The sequence below is a fragment of the Plebeiibacterium marinum genome (genome assembly GCF_026013615.1).
GTDB classification, from domain to species: domain Bacteria; phylum Bacteroidota; class Bacteroidia; order Bacteroidales; family Marinilabiliaceae; genus Saccharicrinis; species Saccharicrinis marinus_A.
Map to the genome: position 1 here is coordinate 12,015 of NZ_JAPDPI010000003.1, position 15,496 is coordinate 27,510.

General features: G+C 38.1%; 6 protein-coding genes. All 6 read right to left on the minus strand.

Annotated features, from left to right (window positions below; all coding sequences use genetic code 11):
* Positions 1 to 15: 15 nt before the first annotated feature.
* Entirely contained in the window at positions 16 to 2,067 is a 2,052-nt protein-coding gene (locus OM074_RS02425) for a RagB/SusD family nutrient uptake outer membrane protein (RefSeq protein WP_301197682.1), read from the minus strand.
* Positions 2,068 to 2,078: 11 nt separating this feature from the next.
* Positions 2,079 to 5,213 carry a SusC/RagA family TonB-linked outer membrane protein gene (locus OM074_RS02430; RefSeq protein WP_301197683.1) on the minus strand — a complete coding sequence of 1,045 codons (3,135 nt, stop codon included), beginning with the start codon at positions 5,211 to 5,213 and terminating at the stop codon, positions 2,079 to 2,081.
* A gap of 23 nt (positions 5,214 to 5,236) precedes the next feature.
* Positions 5,237 to 6,661 (minus strand): IPT/TIG domain-containing protein, encoded by a 1,425-nt coding sequence (locus tag OM074_RS02435; protein WP_301197684.1) that lies wholly within the window; start codon positions 6,659 to 6,661, stop codon positions 5,237 to 5,239.
* Positions 6,662 to 7,162: 501 nt separating this feature from the next.
* The gene (locus OM074_RS02440) at positions 7,163 to 10,393 is read right to left on the minus strand and encodes an alpha-mannosidase (protein ID WP_301197685.1); all 3,231 of its coding nucleotides are present in this window, start codon (positions 10,391 to 10,393) and stop codon (positions 7,163 to 7,165) included.
* Between the two features lie 133 nt (positions 10,394 to 10,526).
* Complete coding sequence (locus tag OM074_RS02445; protein ID WP_301197686.1) at positions 10,527 to 11,960, minus strand: glycoside hydrolase family 125 protein; 1,434 nt, start codon at positions 11,958 to 11,960, stop codon at positions 10,527 to 10,529.
* 291 nt (positions 11,961 to 12,251) lie between these two features.
* Positions 12,252 to 14,108 carry a LamG-like jellyroll fold domain-containing protein gene (locus OM074_RS02450; protein ID WP_301197687.1) on the minus strand — a complete coding sequence of 619 codons (1,857 nt, stop codon included), beginning with the start codon at positions 14,106 to 14,108 and terminating at the stop codon, positions 12,252 to 12,254.
* Positions 14,109 to 15,496 lie beyond the last annotated feature (1,388 nt).

Sequence of the window (15,496 nt, forward strand, 5' to 3'; positions counted from 1 at the left end):
ATGATATTTTTACTCTTAATTATAATATGTCCATCCCGGGTTTTGAGTCAAACGCTCGTTTCGTCTTAGCTCCTCATGTTTGATTGGCCAAAACCACATTTTTTCAGAGAACGTTGACTGGAGCGCAAATGCAGCAACAGGCGTGTGGAACAAGTCTTTTTCTCCGGAAGTCATTAAAACATTACATCCATAAATCTGAATAGACTCTTCAACAGGAGCATCTTTCCAACGGCGCAAATCATAATAACGTTTTCCTTCGCCCATCAATTCAATTTGTCTTTCACGCTTCAGCTTTTTCCTGAATAAATCCTGATCAGAATACACATCCGCAGAATAGTCAGGAACCCCTGCCCTAATACGTACCGGCTTAATTCCCTTTGCCATTTCGTTTACATCCCTGCTAATGGCATAAGTTTGAGAACCATCCCACGATTGGATAGAGTATGATCCGCTCAATTCGTTTAGTGCCTCGGCATACATCAGCAACACATCAGCATAACGTATGGCAGGTTCTGTTTTGTCCACCACATTATTAATATCACCATTTTCGTAGGTATCCCTTGGGTGCACAAACTTCATCACACCAATACCAGTACGAAGCCAGAACATGGTATTGGTATAGCCGTTACCATCTTTATCGCCACGATAGTAGAATACTTGCTGTTCCCTGTTAACTTCTTCCGATTCGTTTTCTAAATGCCAAACACTTCCGTTATAGGCTACTGAGGCATAAAAACGGGGTTCCCTGTTGGCATACTGAAGCGAAACACCTTTAGCAAGCGGCTTATAATTACCATAATAGGCATCATACGCAGTAACATACCCGGTAACCCTTTCACTACCGTCTCCACGACCAATTTCCTTATCTTTTCCGGGACAATCAGTACCATCATTCATATAATAAGCATCACACTGTTTTTGTGTAAGACCATGGGTGTTCCAGCCTGAAGCAATTCGAGGCAACTGGTGAGCCACCATTGCATCCGGAGTTTCTCCTCCGTTGTTACCCCTTGTAAATATTAACTCAGGGTTATCCGAAGCACTCACCGTTCCGTTAAACACAGCACGGTACGATTCAAAAGGATCGATATTAGCCCATCCTTCAGGCCAATCCTTATTAGAAAACTCAGCGTTTTCAGGTGGTGTTATAGTAGCCGGAAAAGAAGAAGTACCTGCTGTTCTGTAACTGGCCACGTACAAATCATAAACCCCCAGTTCAATAACATCTTTAGCTGCAGCCGCTGCTTTTGCCCATTTTTCTTCGTTGTACTCTGTAGACAACAATAACCTTCCTTCATCATCTGTAAGCTGTTGTGCATAACCATCAGTATTACCGTTTGCCAAAGGACTGGCAGCATAAAGAAGCACCATAGCCCTGGTTGCCAAAGCAGCCCCCCTGGTAGGCCTTCCTATGGATTGCTCATCGCGGTATGTTTTCAGATCCCTGGCAGCAAGAACCATCTCACTACTGATATATGCTGCACATTCCTCATACGAATTACGAGGCAAGGCAATATCCTCATAGCTATCCGTATAATCAATACCTTCATCAGGTAATAAAGGAATAGGACCATATTTACGAAGCAACAACCAATAATAATATGCCCTTACAAAACGTGCCTGAGCCTTATAATCGGCTATCCCTTCCGCATCAAGATCTTCATTGATATCTATATTCTTGATAAATATAGATGCGTTACGTATCCCTTTATAACATTGAGTCCAGGTATCCTGCTTGGTATTTTCATCATAACTACCCATATGAAACTGGTTATACGACAAAGAATTTGTTTCCTTATTATCATACTCTATATCCCTGTCACCATAATACATATCATCAGCAAAACAATGAGGAGTATACCCCTTACTGCTAACATCTGCACATTCATTTTTCAAGAATGAATAGGTATGAGCCAGCCATTCTTCAGAATACAACTTACTCGAAAATATTTTTTCATCGGTAACCCGATCTTTAAAATACTCGTCTGAATCCAGATAATCTCCGCAGGAACCAAAGATGCCTGCTAAAATGGATAGTATTGAAAATATTTTTATTTTATTTATCATCGCCATTAGTATTATAAGTTTACGCTTAATCCAAATGTTATTGACCTTGAAGGAGGATATTTCTCTCCTCGCGGACTACCCATTTCCGGATCCCACAATTTAAATTTAGACCATGTTATCAAATTTGTTCCTACCAAAGATATACGGGCATTGCTTATATGTAGCTTGTTAACAATCCTCTTTGGAATAGTAAAACCTAAATCCACTGTTTTCAATCTTAGATATGATCCATCGCGTAACCAGTAAGTTGAATTGCGGTAATTATTGTCATTTCCTCCATAACTTAACCTTGGATATTTCGCATTCGGGTTTTCTGTGGATGGATCTCCTGATATTTCAGAAGAAATCCAACGATCAGAAGTAACCATTCCTGACAATACGTTACCCCACATCCCTTCGCTAAATGCATATACACATTTACCATAAATAGGGAAATCGCTTTTACCAGCACCCTGAAAATGAACATTTACATCCAGGTTCTTCCATCTGGCTGTGGTACCCATACCATAAATTAAACTAGGTCTTCTTGTTGATCCAATGGCAACTTCATCACCACCATTAACCACACCATCTCCATTTACATCTTTATACTTGATATCACCAGGCTGGTAAGTCCCGAACTCTTGTGTCGGACTGTTTCTGATATCATCATAATCTTTAAAAAGGCCAAGAGCAATTAATCCTTTATTCTGATCTACGCGGTATCCTTTTTCCTGTTGATAATGATAAATAGTATTTCTTTCATCCTTTTCCAATATTTCGTTTTTACTATAAGTAATAGTACCACGAACCGTTAAATCAACAGCACCAACTTTTTGTTTGTAGTCAAAGCGGCCATCAAAACCTTTGGTTTCAACTATACCCACATTGGCACTTGGAATCAGAACCCCTTTATCACCATCATCATAGTAATCATAATTTTCTAACCCAACCATATCCGGCAAATAGTTCCTATCCATATAAATACCATCACGTCTTTCTTCAAAATAATCGACGTTTGCAGATAGTTTATCATTAAAGATAGAAAAATCAACCCCAAGGTCTTTTTTGGTGGCAATTTCCCAGGTTACATAAGGCGAAGCAACCTGTCTGTAAAAAGCACCACTGTATGATCGGTCATTTCCATACTCAGCCCATTGATAGCCCAATCCACCTCGATGTTCCTCCGGAAGTAAATCTGCTATTTGAACGGTATACAAGTATGGGAAACGGTTATCACCTAAATTATCATTACCAATTTTTCCATAAGAATAACGTACCTTAAACATATTCATCCAGGGAAGGTTGTTTTTAATAAACCCTTCTTCAGCCATATTCCAACCTACAGAAAACGCAGGAAAGAAACCAAACTGATGCCCCGGAGCAAAGTTTTCGGAACCATTATAACCAAAATTAAAATCTGCAAAATAACGTAGATTCCAGTTATAGGTAGCTTGTCCGGCTATACCCTGGTTACGTCTGGCCACTCCGGTTTTAAGATCATCTCCTAAATTCTGTGTATTAATAAAGGCATCCTGGGTATATTTAAAAGTACCTCCAATGTGATGGTTGCCATATGCACGATCGTACTTCATGGTCAGGTCAAGGAATTCTCTTCTGTTACCATTTGAACTACTCGCCTGAAACATAGGTGAAGATTCTGTGACTCTTTTATAATCCAATGTTCCATCTGGCTTTCTTCTTTGGGCATACCATTGCTCAGGCCATTTTCTTCTTTGTATATTATTGCTGTTATTGGTATCATATCCAAAATGACCGATAAAACGAAGACCTTCTGTTACAAAATTCAGATTTTGCTCAAGGGTAACGTTGGTTTGAATTTTATTATCCCAGTTTTCATTAAAACCTGTTTGAGTTGAAACCACCCATGGGTTTGTTAAAATTCCTTGTCCATAAGCAGGAATACGACCATCTGAATAGGTAATAGGAGAAAGCAAAGGAGTATATCCAAATAACACACCCCAAAGATCATCACCCAAACCAGGTGTATTTTCCTTTGATAAAGAACCGGAAACACCCACTTTTAAAAGTGTTGTTTGTGTAATATCAATATCTGTATTTAAACGGTAGTTCCACTGTTTGTAGTTTGCATTGGTATTGTACTCATTTTTTATTGCCTTATCTGTTTTGTACATACCTTGCTCTTCAATATAACTGGCAGAAACAAAATAACGGGCTTTGTTACTACCCCCACTGATATTAAGGTTTGCACGATAATTATAAGCCCCGTCTTTAATTACTTTATCCCACCAATCCACATTTGGATAAAGATCAGGGTCAAGTCCATGCTGGATAATTGCTAACTCTTCATTAGAATATTTGGGTATCATATTCCGGGTTACACGAGCTTCATTAAGCAATGATGCATAAGTATTACCATCCACAAACTCAGGCGTTATTGTTCTGGTATTGTAGGTACTCTCTACTTTTGCATTAATCTTAACTTTACCGGCCTTACCATGCTTAGTTGTAATTAATATAACCCCATTCGCACCCTTTGATCCGTAAATCGCAGTTGCCGAAGCATCCTTCAATACTGAAAACGATTCGATATCCTCAATATTGATATCATTCAAATCACGTTCAAATCCATCAACCAACACATAGGCACTGTTTCCTGCACCAAAAGTAGAAATACCACGGATCCAGAATTCAGATACGTTTCTACCAGGTTGTCCTGACGATTGCATGGTCATTACACCTGCCACATTACCAGCCAGACTATTCGTAATACTTGCCGAAGGATTAGACTTCATCTCTTCAAGTTTTACGGTAGTGATAGCTCCGGTTACCGTAACCTTCTTTTTTGCCCCGGTACCAGTTACAACCACTTCTTCCAGCTCACTTCCTTCTGATTCCTTCATTTGTATATTAAGAACCCTTTGTTCTTTGATCAGAATCTCCTGTGTATCAAACCCAATAAAAGAAAAAACCAGTTTATGGTAGGGTTCCATTGAAATTTTAAAATTTCCGTCAACATCAGTAATCGTACCTAAACCAGGCATATCACTTATGGTAATGTTTACACCAACCAACGGTTCATTTTTCCCGTCGGTTACATTTCCTGTTACTACAACTTTTTCCTGTGCTATGGCATTAAATACAAAGCCAAACATCAGGACCATTGTATATAATAAATTCTTCATGTATTTCGTATTTCAAGTATTTATTAATCAACAACTATTGTACGGATTACATGATTATTGCAATCGCCAATATAAAAAATCTTATTTGTCTCATCATAAGCCAGTGCTTCAGGTCGATTAAAACGAGCCTCATCCCTTAGGCCTCCATCGATATATCCGAATGCATCAGAGTTAACATTTTCGCTACCCCTTCCTGCATAGGTTGTTACCCTGCCTTCCGGTGATAAAATCCTGATATCATGATTACCCCGTTCTGTAAAGTAGAAATCATAAACATCCTCTTTTCCTTGCGCTACGTAATTGTCATTTTTAACAAAAACTCCCTGGTAAGGATTATTTAAACGGGCACTGGTTCCGGCTCCATCAACCCATGCTGCACTCCTGGCCTCTCCACATACTACAAAAGGAGATGTAAATCTTTTTGTTTCCCAGTTATAATCGGTACGAAGGATATAATGTTGATTAATTACCACGATATAGGCATAATCACCACTTGGGTGGATACGGATATTAAATTCCCATGCGTTATCCTGTATCTTAAACAATTCTTCATAATCCTTAATGCCTAATCCCCTGTCAAAATAAGTTTCCATATCAAAACGGTAGAACTGTCCTTTTTCATAGCTATTAAAATACAATTCTCCGTTTACCGGATGGATAGCGGCCCCGTTACATTGTTTATACGAAGTCAATATCTGAGGATCCTGGAAATAGTTAGTTCTGGAAAGAATAGATGTACTAATACCATTTTCATTTCCCTGGTCGTTAGAAATAATCATGTATTCACCATCCATTGTCCAGTTAATACTTCTCATCCTACCCCAGTTCCCCATTGCCCTGGTAATAGGAGTGGTAACTGTTTCCGCTTCCAGGTCAAGCAAACGCACATCACCTCCGTCATTTCCATCCTGGGCCATATATAATAGGTTGGGCCTTTTAGGATCAAAAGTAAACCAGCTTGGATTAAAGAAACCTCCACAATCATCAAAAGTACCATCTTTAACATCATATTCCCCTTCTTCATCAACCTCACCACAAAGAGTAGAAACAAGTGTTCTTTTAATATAATCGAGTTTTTCATCCAGTGTTGCCACAGCAGATAGGTTATCTCCCTCACCAACCTGTATTTTAATACTACCTTCGTCAGCCTGCCTTGGTATCAAACAATAAAGCACATCATTTTTTACGCCAATTATCGTAGCCTCTTCTCCACCAATAGAAACATGAACAATTGAAGCATCACTACCAAAATTATTTCCATAAATCACCATTTGCTCATTTGCGCCCCCTGATTTTGGTATAAAATCAGTAACCTCCACCGCTCGTGAAGGATCGTATGATTGTTCAGGAGTTTCAATTGTATCATCTTTACAACTGCCTAAACAAAATGTTAATGCCACGGTTATCCAACATACAACCTTGTGACTTTGCGTTAATAGATCTTTCATTCTATAAAAAACTTTAAAAATTATTTAGATTCTTTTAACTAATACAACTACCCTTTTTGTACTACTCACAGGATTATTAACTTTTTTTAAATTTTTCTATACATATTATAACAGATGGTTGCATAGCTTACAGTAATTCAAATTATTACAGGAGGGTTTTTACTTCATTAATGATAGAAAGAAAAGTGTATTTTTCTCTTGCTACCACATGATTGAATGTGGTTTTCATTAACCTTTTAAATCAACCATACGGGAGAATGTACGCGGCAACTGGAGTTTTACCAGAGGCTGTGGTCAACTGTGCTTTCTGCACGTAAAAGATAGCATATCCGTTAACTATAAATAGATATTCTTGAGAAACTCTCAATCTAAAAGCACAACTCCTAACGCTAAACAATATGTGCAGAATAAAAAAAGCTGTCCGGTATCCCGAACAGCTTTCTGATTAACAAATCTGCACTTCTAATATTAAACTAAATATGAAAAAAAACTGACAATTATTTATTTCTTGAATACATAGGCTGCATCTGTTTTAAAATCATCGTAAAGGGGTTGTAATGGATTTGCCTTTTCAGTACCTCCTTTGGTTGCTGTTATAGCCATGATTTTTATCCTGGAGTTGTCTGGAAGCACGATAGACTTTGCCCCCTTGGGTACGTTAAGTTCGTATTTATATAAATAACAATACTGGTACGACTGGTTTTTACCCGGATACCCCTGATGACAATGAGAAGCAAACCATGCAATATTATCGGTTTTAACATAGGCATCTGATATGCCCGTAACCGTTAATCCATCCTGCGCAAACCGTCTGTTATAATGCTGCCCAATATACCCTGTCCAGTTTTGAATACTCAATGTTGTTTCCCGGTTACCTATCTTAAATGTGGCATCCGATACATCATCTGCGGCTGCCAATAAATAAACCTTGTTATATCCTTCGGGCAAAGCTATTTCCTGTCCCCTGCAGTTTACAACATTCGCCTTTTCATCAGCCCGGCTTCCCATTCTGAACTCAACTCCCTCGCTAATTATAGTCTCCGGGATCAACTCAGAAGGATAAGACCATCCCCAGGTCATATCACCATCATGACGGTTATGATCAAAGGTCATTACATCCTGGTTATATGGCAAGTCAATTGTTTTTTGAGACTCATTCTCTTTTGTTTGAGCAGACTTTAGCTTAACGGCATAACTTTTAATGGTATAATGCCCTAAATCAAATGATAATTTATTCTTACTAAAGCTAGCTGCCCCAACCTTGTTTTCCTGTCCGTTTACTTCAAAGGCATCTTCAATTTCAGCAGCAAAGTTTAATGAAGCCACTTTATGATCTTTCCCTAATACTTCTTTTACTCGTATCAGGTAATAATCCGAATCCTCCATTTTTTTGATGGCCATTAGGCCAACTGCAGGTGAACTAGCCGACATAAATGAAAAGGATTTTCCAAGACTACCCTTATGGTTTGAGGCTTCAAAAGCCATTAGCGGTTGATTGAAAAATTCTCCCTGAATAGCAGCATTTGCTTCTTTCCAGCTTTTGCTATGCCCGTAAATACCGTACCTGAATTGATGGCGTCCCCAATCCTGCGAATTCTGAACCTTATACCAATTATGGGTTTCAGGGGTATACATCAGGGTCAGCCTTAATTTATTATCCTCCGGTTTATCCGAACCATACTTACAATCTTCGAGAATGGTTACTCCGTACTTGCCTGATTGATCTGTTAAATCGAACCATTGCTTGGCCGGAACTTCAAACTTATTGCTTTCATTATTTCCCCTTTCCAGGGTTCCTACCCCCAAATTATAGGTAGCATTCTTATTATTTACCGTTAAAGGAAATGCAGCTTTTAAGCTAACGCCCCTGCTCTGCCAGTTCAAATCATTTGATACTTCAATTCGCTTGCCTGACTTACCGGCACAAAGACTGACTACCTGGGTAATGGCAGAGTTTCGTCCGCCGCGGGTAATTTTTAAAGCCACCCTGGCAGGACCGTTTTCCAGGATACTTATTTCACAATCATCGTCCATAAAATCAATGGCCGGGTTCTGACGGTCGTCCCAATCCATATTCCACGCAGGCCATTCCTTAGGCGACTCATGCTGAAACTCTAATCTGGCGGGTTCAGCTAAAAGCTCTTTATTATTTACTTTATCCCTTATGCTTAGCATATCACCATTATCGGCAAAAATCACCTTGTAATATTCATTTTCAAGAGAACGTGAGGTAACTTTTAAAGAACTGCTTTTGCTTACGGCACTGTTACCTGATCTAACATCAAACACATTTAAGCTTAAGGAAGGAACTTTTGCCACAAAAATAAATTTCACTTTATTTCCTGCCCTGCCAATAATCTGCGATTTCAACGGTTTATTATTTGCATCGTAAACCACAATATTTTCGGGCACTTTATCAAAAGTAAGCTCTACAGACACAACATCTTCGCGTTCAGAAGCAACGGGATTGTATACTACAACCGCCTTTCCTTTAGTCTCTGTATTCATCTCACCCACCACTTCACTAACACTGTGTTTTAGCACTTCGCCAAATCCATTGGCTGCAATAAACTCGTCATTCCAGGCATACTCATAAGCTTTGGGTATACTGGTTCCCGGTAAAATATCATGAAACTGAGAACCCAATACCAAATCCCACGACTTATTGATTTTTTCAGCCGGGTACGATGTTCCATTTAGCCAGTTTGCTGTTACGGCCAATTGTTCAGCCGATTTGGCAAGCAGTTCATTTTTACGGTTCATCCGCTTCATAAAAGCCTGCGAGGTTAACGACCCGGCACTATGTTCTATCAACAACAAATCTCCGGAATAAACAGGAAGCTTTGACCTGATTTCAGGCGTAATATCCTTATACATCTGGTCTGAAGAGCTTAACACTACCTTAAGGTCGGCATCAGCATTACTGAGGCTTCCTATCGCATTTTTCACATCTCTTTCGCGAGGAGCACCGCCCATATCGCCAACACCATAATATTTATAATCGAATTGAAAGCCATGATCCTTTTGGTTTTCATCAATACGTTTAGACCAATAATCACTCTTATCAAGCCGTAGCTCAACGCTGCTGGTATATGAAGTAGCATTTAGGGCTGCAATAATCCCTTTTCCGTCAGGGCCATTCCAAACACCTACATTAAAAGGCACACCTGCTGCCGAATGCCAGGTTAACTTTTGTGTAGAAAAACCTAATAAGCCACAGTGGTTCCATATGGTAGGCAGGTTGGCCAAAAAGCCAAAACAATCCGGCAACATATAATCTACACTCTCCACACCAAACTCCTTTTTAAAATATTGATTGCCATACAAAACCTGGCGAATCAAGGATTCTGATGAAGAAACATTAACCTCCCCCTCGTCAACGGACGAACCCGAAACAAACCATCTCCCTTTGGAGATATATTCTTTTACCTGAGCATAGAGCTCCGGATAATATTCTTTCATCATCTGATACCGGCGCGAACCGGTAAAGTTGAAAACATATTCGGGGTATTTCTCAAGCAGGTAAAAATTCTCAGTCATTACATTTTTAATGCACTCATCAATGGTTGTTTTGTAGTCCCAGTTCCATTCTGTATCCAGATGACTATAACCAACCGTATAGAGTACCTTATCTTTATTTATATCATATTCTGTTTTATCGGCAGGAGCCTGAGCCATTGAGAGCAAAGGACTGAACATCGCTGCGAGTAAAACATTATGGATTTTTTTCATAGACCTAAATTATTATTATGACACCAGATACAAGTAGCAAGTAGCAAGACACAAGTATCAAGTACCAAGTATTAAGTATTAAATAGTTTCTGCAAGAAAACACTACTTAATCATGATGGTTTCTGTTTATAATTTAAATTTTTAAAAGATCTGACTTCCCTTCATCTACTACCTTCATGATTAATTCACCAAATAAGGTATTTGCCCAGGCAAACCATGATCTGGAGAAGTTGGAAGGATCATCCTTATGGAAAGTTTCATGCATAAAACCTGTATCTGCATCCGTATTTCGCAAAGTTTTGATACAAGACTTGATTTCACTGTCACTACTGCTTGTCATTGCCTTCATGATAATACTCATAGGCCAAACCATATCATACCCAACATGCGGTCCACCAATTCCCTCAGCAGCTTTTCCTTTAAAGAAATAAGGATTGTCTTCGCTCCATACCAACTGACGGGTATTCTTATAAACCGGGTCATCCTTTTTTACGCATCCAAGGTAAGGCAATGCCAATAAACTTGGTACATTGGCATCATCCATAAAAGTAGCGTTTCCAAAACCATCTACTTCAAAAGCATATACTTTACCATATTTTTTATGCTCAACCACCGCATATTTTTTAATGGCAGCATCTACTTCATCAGCCATTGTAGTACACTGACGGGCAAAATCCTTATTATTTAAAATCTCTTCACTTATTTCTGCAAGTTGATGAAGCGAAGTAACAGCAAACAAATTAGACGGAACTAAAAAACCATAAGTAGAGGCATCATCCGATGGACGGAAAGATGAGTTTATTAAACCCACAGGCTTTAATGGCCTACCAAAGCCCCTGTTTGATAACGTATCGAGCTGACGCTCTGTTTTGCGCTCAAAAACATAAGGACCAACACCGTTTTTGCGTTGCTGCTCTTTAAACGTTTTAACAATTAATCCGGCAGCCTTTTGCCAATCCGCATCAAAAATGGATTTATCGCCGGTTGTTTTCCAGTAATGATATGCTAGCCTTACTGCATAACAAAGCGAATCTATTTCCCATTTACGTTCATGAACCCCGGCTTTCATATCTGTTTTATCCGTCATCCACTCGCCTTTTTCATGAACATCTTTATTAAAGGCATTGGCATAAGAATCGAGCAAAATACATTTTGTTTGTCGATGTACAACACCTGCCAGCAACGACTGAAGATTTTTATCCTTTTTAGCCAAAGGCAGGTAAGGCCAAACCTGGGCTGTTGAATCGCGAAGCCACATGGCATGGATATCACCTGTAATTACAAATGTATCGGGCTTTCCGTTTTCAATTGTATATTCCACAGTTGTATCCAGGGTATTGGGAAAACAGTTTTCAAACATCCAGGCTAGTTTATCGTCAGCTATTTCCTTTTTAATACGTTTGATTGTTTTTTCCACAGCCGCTGAAACAAAATGCCTATCCCCTTCGGCAGGTCGGTTGGTAACATATGATACAGGGTTTGTCATTAGTGCTTTTGCCGGTCCTAACAGCGATAGCCCTGCAACTGCCAAACCTCCTTTTTTCAAAAAATCTCTTCTGGTTGTCATTTTATAATAGAGTTTTGTTTTAATACGATATTCTTAATACAAGATCAATCATAAATATACTCATAAAAAAAGGCCCCCATTGGAGGCCTCTTTTTATGAGTATATTTAGTGCTTGCAAGAAAACTGCTAAAATTTTGTTAGCCCACCCACACCCCTCAGTCCCCTAAAGGGGAAGTAGCTTCCGCACAGTGCGTTGGAGTTTTCCCCTTTAGAGCTTGTCCCGATCAAACGGGAGGAATCAAAGGGGTGAGCGTAGGAATCATAAATTTTCTTGCGGAAACTATTTAAAACTTATTTTTTAACAACTTTGTAAGTATTGGTAACACCTTCACTTACAACCTGAACAAGATAAATACCTGGGTTATCAACTGTAAAAGTTGCTGATAATCCATCTGGTTGTATTTGCTTAATCACGTTACCGCTTAAATCGTAAACAGTAATGGTTCCTGACTGATCTTTAAATTCAACATTAAATACATCATTGGATACAGTTGGATATAAAGTAGAAATTTTAGCTACTGTTTTTTCAACACCTGTAGGAGTAATTCCGTAAGCTTCACACCTTTGAGCTACTGTTGCTGCATCCATTTCACCACTGTAAATATTAAACTCTTCAACTGTTGCAACCAATAAAGGATCATCCCAGGTTCCAACACCTAAATAAGCTACTTCTGTTCCAACATTTGAAATAAAGTTTGCGGCGTCAGAAATTTGCGATTCACTAACTAAAGCTCCATCTAAATAATACTTAACATATCCATAACTCATAACAACTACATAGTGGTGCGTTGTAAATGGTTCTTGTTCCGGACAAGCTGCGTAGGCCTTAACATCGTTGTTTGCACTAATTTGTGCCCAGCTTTCATTAGCATCAGAACCATCTGTTAAACGTAACAGTGTAGCATTATCATTACCATTACCTCCAAAATAATACAATATGGTGTACCCCCCATTTTCGCCCAATGTAACATGGCCCTCAAATGTAATTGATGGATAAGTATTTATAGCAATTGCTGCAGGATCTAAAACGATTTTAGCTGATTGATCACCATCTGCATGCCATGCTCCATCAAATACTGTCATTACATCTGTTGTTGTACCATTCGCTCCTCCAACTACATCATTTACAGCAAAAGCATCTTCAAAATCGTACGAATGCTTTAATGTAAGATCAGTGTTCACAAGGTAATGAATTGAATAGTCAGTCTGACCATTGTCAGTAATAACTGAAATAGTAATATCTCCGGATTCATCAGATACATCAATACCACTTAAATCCATATTACTATTGCCGTCCATAACAAGTGCGCCTTCTTCAAAGGCCACAGCTAACACGTCCATTGAAGTTGTTCCGGGATTTAAAACGGCAGTATATTCTGTTACAGATGGGTTAAATGATGGGTAAAGTGATCCATTTGTAACCGAAAGGCTTTTTAATTTTGAATCATCGGTAACAACCCCAAAATCTTTTGCATGAGTATAAATAGTAGAGTTATCTAATTCGCCTTCATAAATATTCCATTCATAAATGGTGCCTTTAAAACTTTTATCCGGCCAGGTACTTTTACCAATATACGCGGTAGCAGGATGATCAGGATGAGTACCTATGTTTGAAATTAAATCACCTGATGTGGCTTTTTCGCTAACTAAAACCCCATCAATATATAATTTTAATGCTTGTTTGGTTAAAATAGACACATAATGATGTGTTTCACCATTTACAGGTTCCGGACCAGCAGCACCCAAACCGTTAACTTCTGTTTGACAGGTATTACTACCACGCACTATTGATAACAAATAATCATTACTAGCCCTATATCCATTAAAAGACCATACTGCATTGTACTCACCATCAGCATTCTCACCCCTCTTTACATAGGTTTCTACTGTTATGGATTCATATTCATTTAAAGCTATAGCTGCAGCATCAAATTCAATAAACTCATCTCCGGCAAACATTACGTAACCACCATTCTCAAACACACCTCCAGATACTGTACCGTTTACATTACCTACAACATCATTGGCAGTGCCATCTTCAAATGTGTATGAGTGTTTTAGAGTTTGGGCATTCATGGTTGTAATACCCAAAAGACCGCTTAAAGCAGAAGTTAAAATAAATTTTGAAAGTAAACTTCTTTTTTTCATAGTTAAAATTTTAATTATTAATAGATTAAATACAGCTAACGACAATCCATCATTTTATTAAATGGCCGTTAACTGCTACTATTACAATTACCAAAAACTATTTACTCACACGTTTTTTTGTTTTTTTTAATCTTTTTTACATTTTTATTAATAAAGTATAGCAAAACCCATGAAGAGGCTTCTGATTTACAGCTTTGTTATTATGTGGTGTACATGTTTTGGTTCCATGAAGAGGAAAAGTCCCCTCCTGGATATAGCGGTGTACAAAAAGGAGTTATGCTTTCAAATTGATAGTTTCTCAAGAATATTTGTATTTTTATGCACAACCATGCAAATACTCTATAAAATCCGTAAAATATGAATCTCGTCAATGGAAATGCATCTTTTTGACCGTTAAAATCATCCATTTTCACAAAAAACATACGTTTTTTTTTGCTTAAATAGTACATTGTTAATTGAACTATAAGGAATTAACCATTTGACACATCGATTTTCAATGGCTGTATATGATTTTGATGATTTAAAAGGTCGATTGTTAATTGAACTGTTTGTTTTTGATGGTTTAAAAGACCGATTCTTGTGCAAAATCTAGCATTTGGATGGATAAAAAGGGTGTCCGATTCTTTCCGATTGGGCAAATAATGGTTGAAAAGTACGAATGCCGGGAGTATGCAATAAACTGTGTCAACGACAACTTTGATGATAATCATATATTTATAACTAACGCTTGGATTCAAACCATTTTTTGGTAGTTTAGGTTTCGTTTTTACAACGATTAAACAAGATAAATTTCAACCATTCTTGATTTAGCAGATATTTACCATAATGAGAATATAGATAAATTAGCCTTCAATATTATTGAAAAGTATAGTATTGTAAAAGGCCGATATGATAATGTATTAAGCGCAAAATACTCAATTCCGACTCATTGGGATATTGGAAAAGTTTACAAGCGTCTAATTATCATGCTGAATAAAAACAATGAGAAATCATTGATTGAAAATCTAATAGAAGTATACAACTCGTGGTTATCAAGGAAAATTGAAGACTTTAACAGTAGTGTCTATTATGAAAGTCCTGAATATCTTTATCAATCTTATTTAAAGGGAGATAACCTATAAACACCAGCACCTAAAGGAGTAGATCGACGATAGGCTAAAAGTCTACAAGAGGACCTCTCACACCACGACTTTTTACTTCATAAAAAGTACGTACGTGTCTTCCCAACAATATCGGGACAGGCAGTATACGACGGTTCTTTACATCATGGGGAAAAGACTGTTGGTTTTAATTATAAAGAAAGACCATTACGACACCATACACTCAACTTAACGTTTATGCAAAAAAGATTCATTTTGAAAGGAAGTTCAAGGTAAGCGATAAGTTTC

What these genes read in the sequence shown, in the direction of transcription:
- OM074_RS02450 (WP_301197687.1), bottom strand. Translation starts at nt 14,108, where the DNA reads ATGAAAAAAAGAAGTTTACTTTCAAAATTTATTTTAACTTCTGCTTTA.
- OM074_RS02430 (WP_301197683.1), bottom strand. Translation starts at nt 5,213, where the DNA reads ATGAAGAATTTATTATATACAATGGTCCTGATGTTTGGCTTTGTATTT.
- OM074_RS02435 (WP_301197684.1), bottom strand. Translation starts at nt 6,661, where the DNA reads ATGAAAGATCTATTAACGCAAAGTCACAAGGTTGTATGTTGGATAACC.
- OM074_RS02445 (WP_301197686.1), bottom strand. Translation starts at nt 11,960, where the DNA reads ATGACAACCAGAAGAGATTTTTTGAAAAAAGGAGGTTTGGCAGTTGCA.
- OM074_RS02425 (WP_301197682.1), bottom strand. Translation starts at nt 2,067, where the DNA reads ATGATAAATAAAATAAAAATATTTTCAATACTATCCATTTTAGCAGGC.
- OM074_RS02440 (WP_301197685.1), bottom strand. Translation starts at nt 10,393, where the DNA reads ATGAAAAAAATCCATAATGTTTTACTCGCAGCGATGTTCAGTCCTTTG.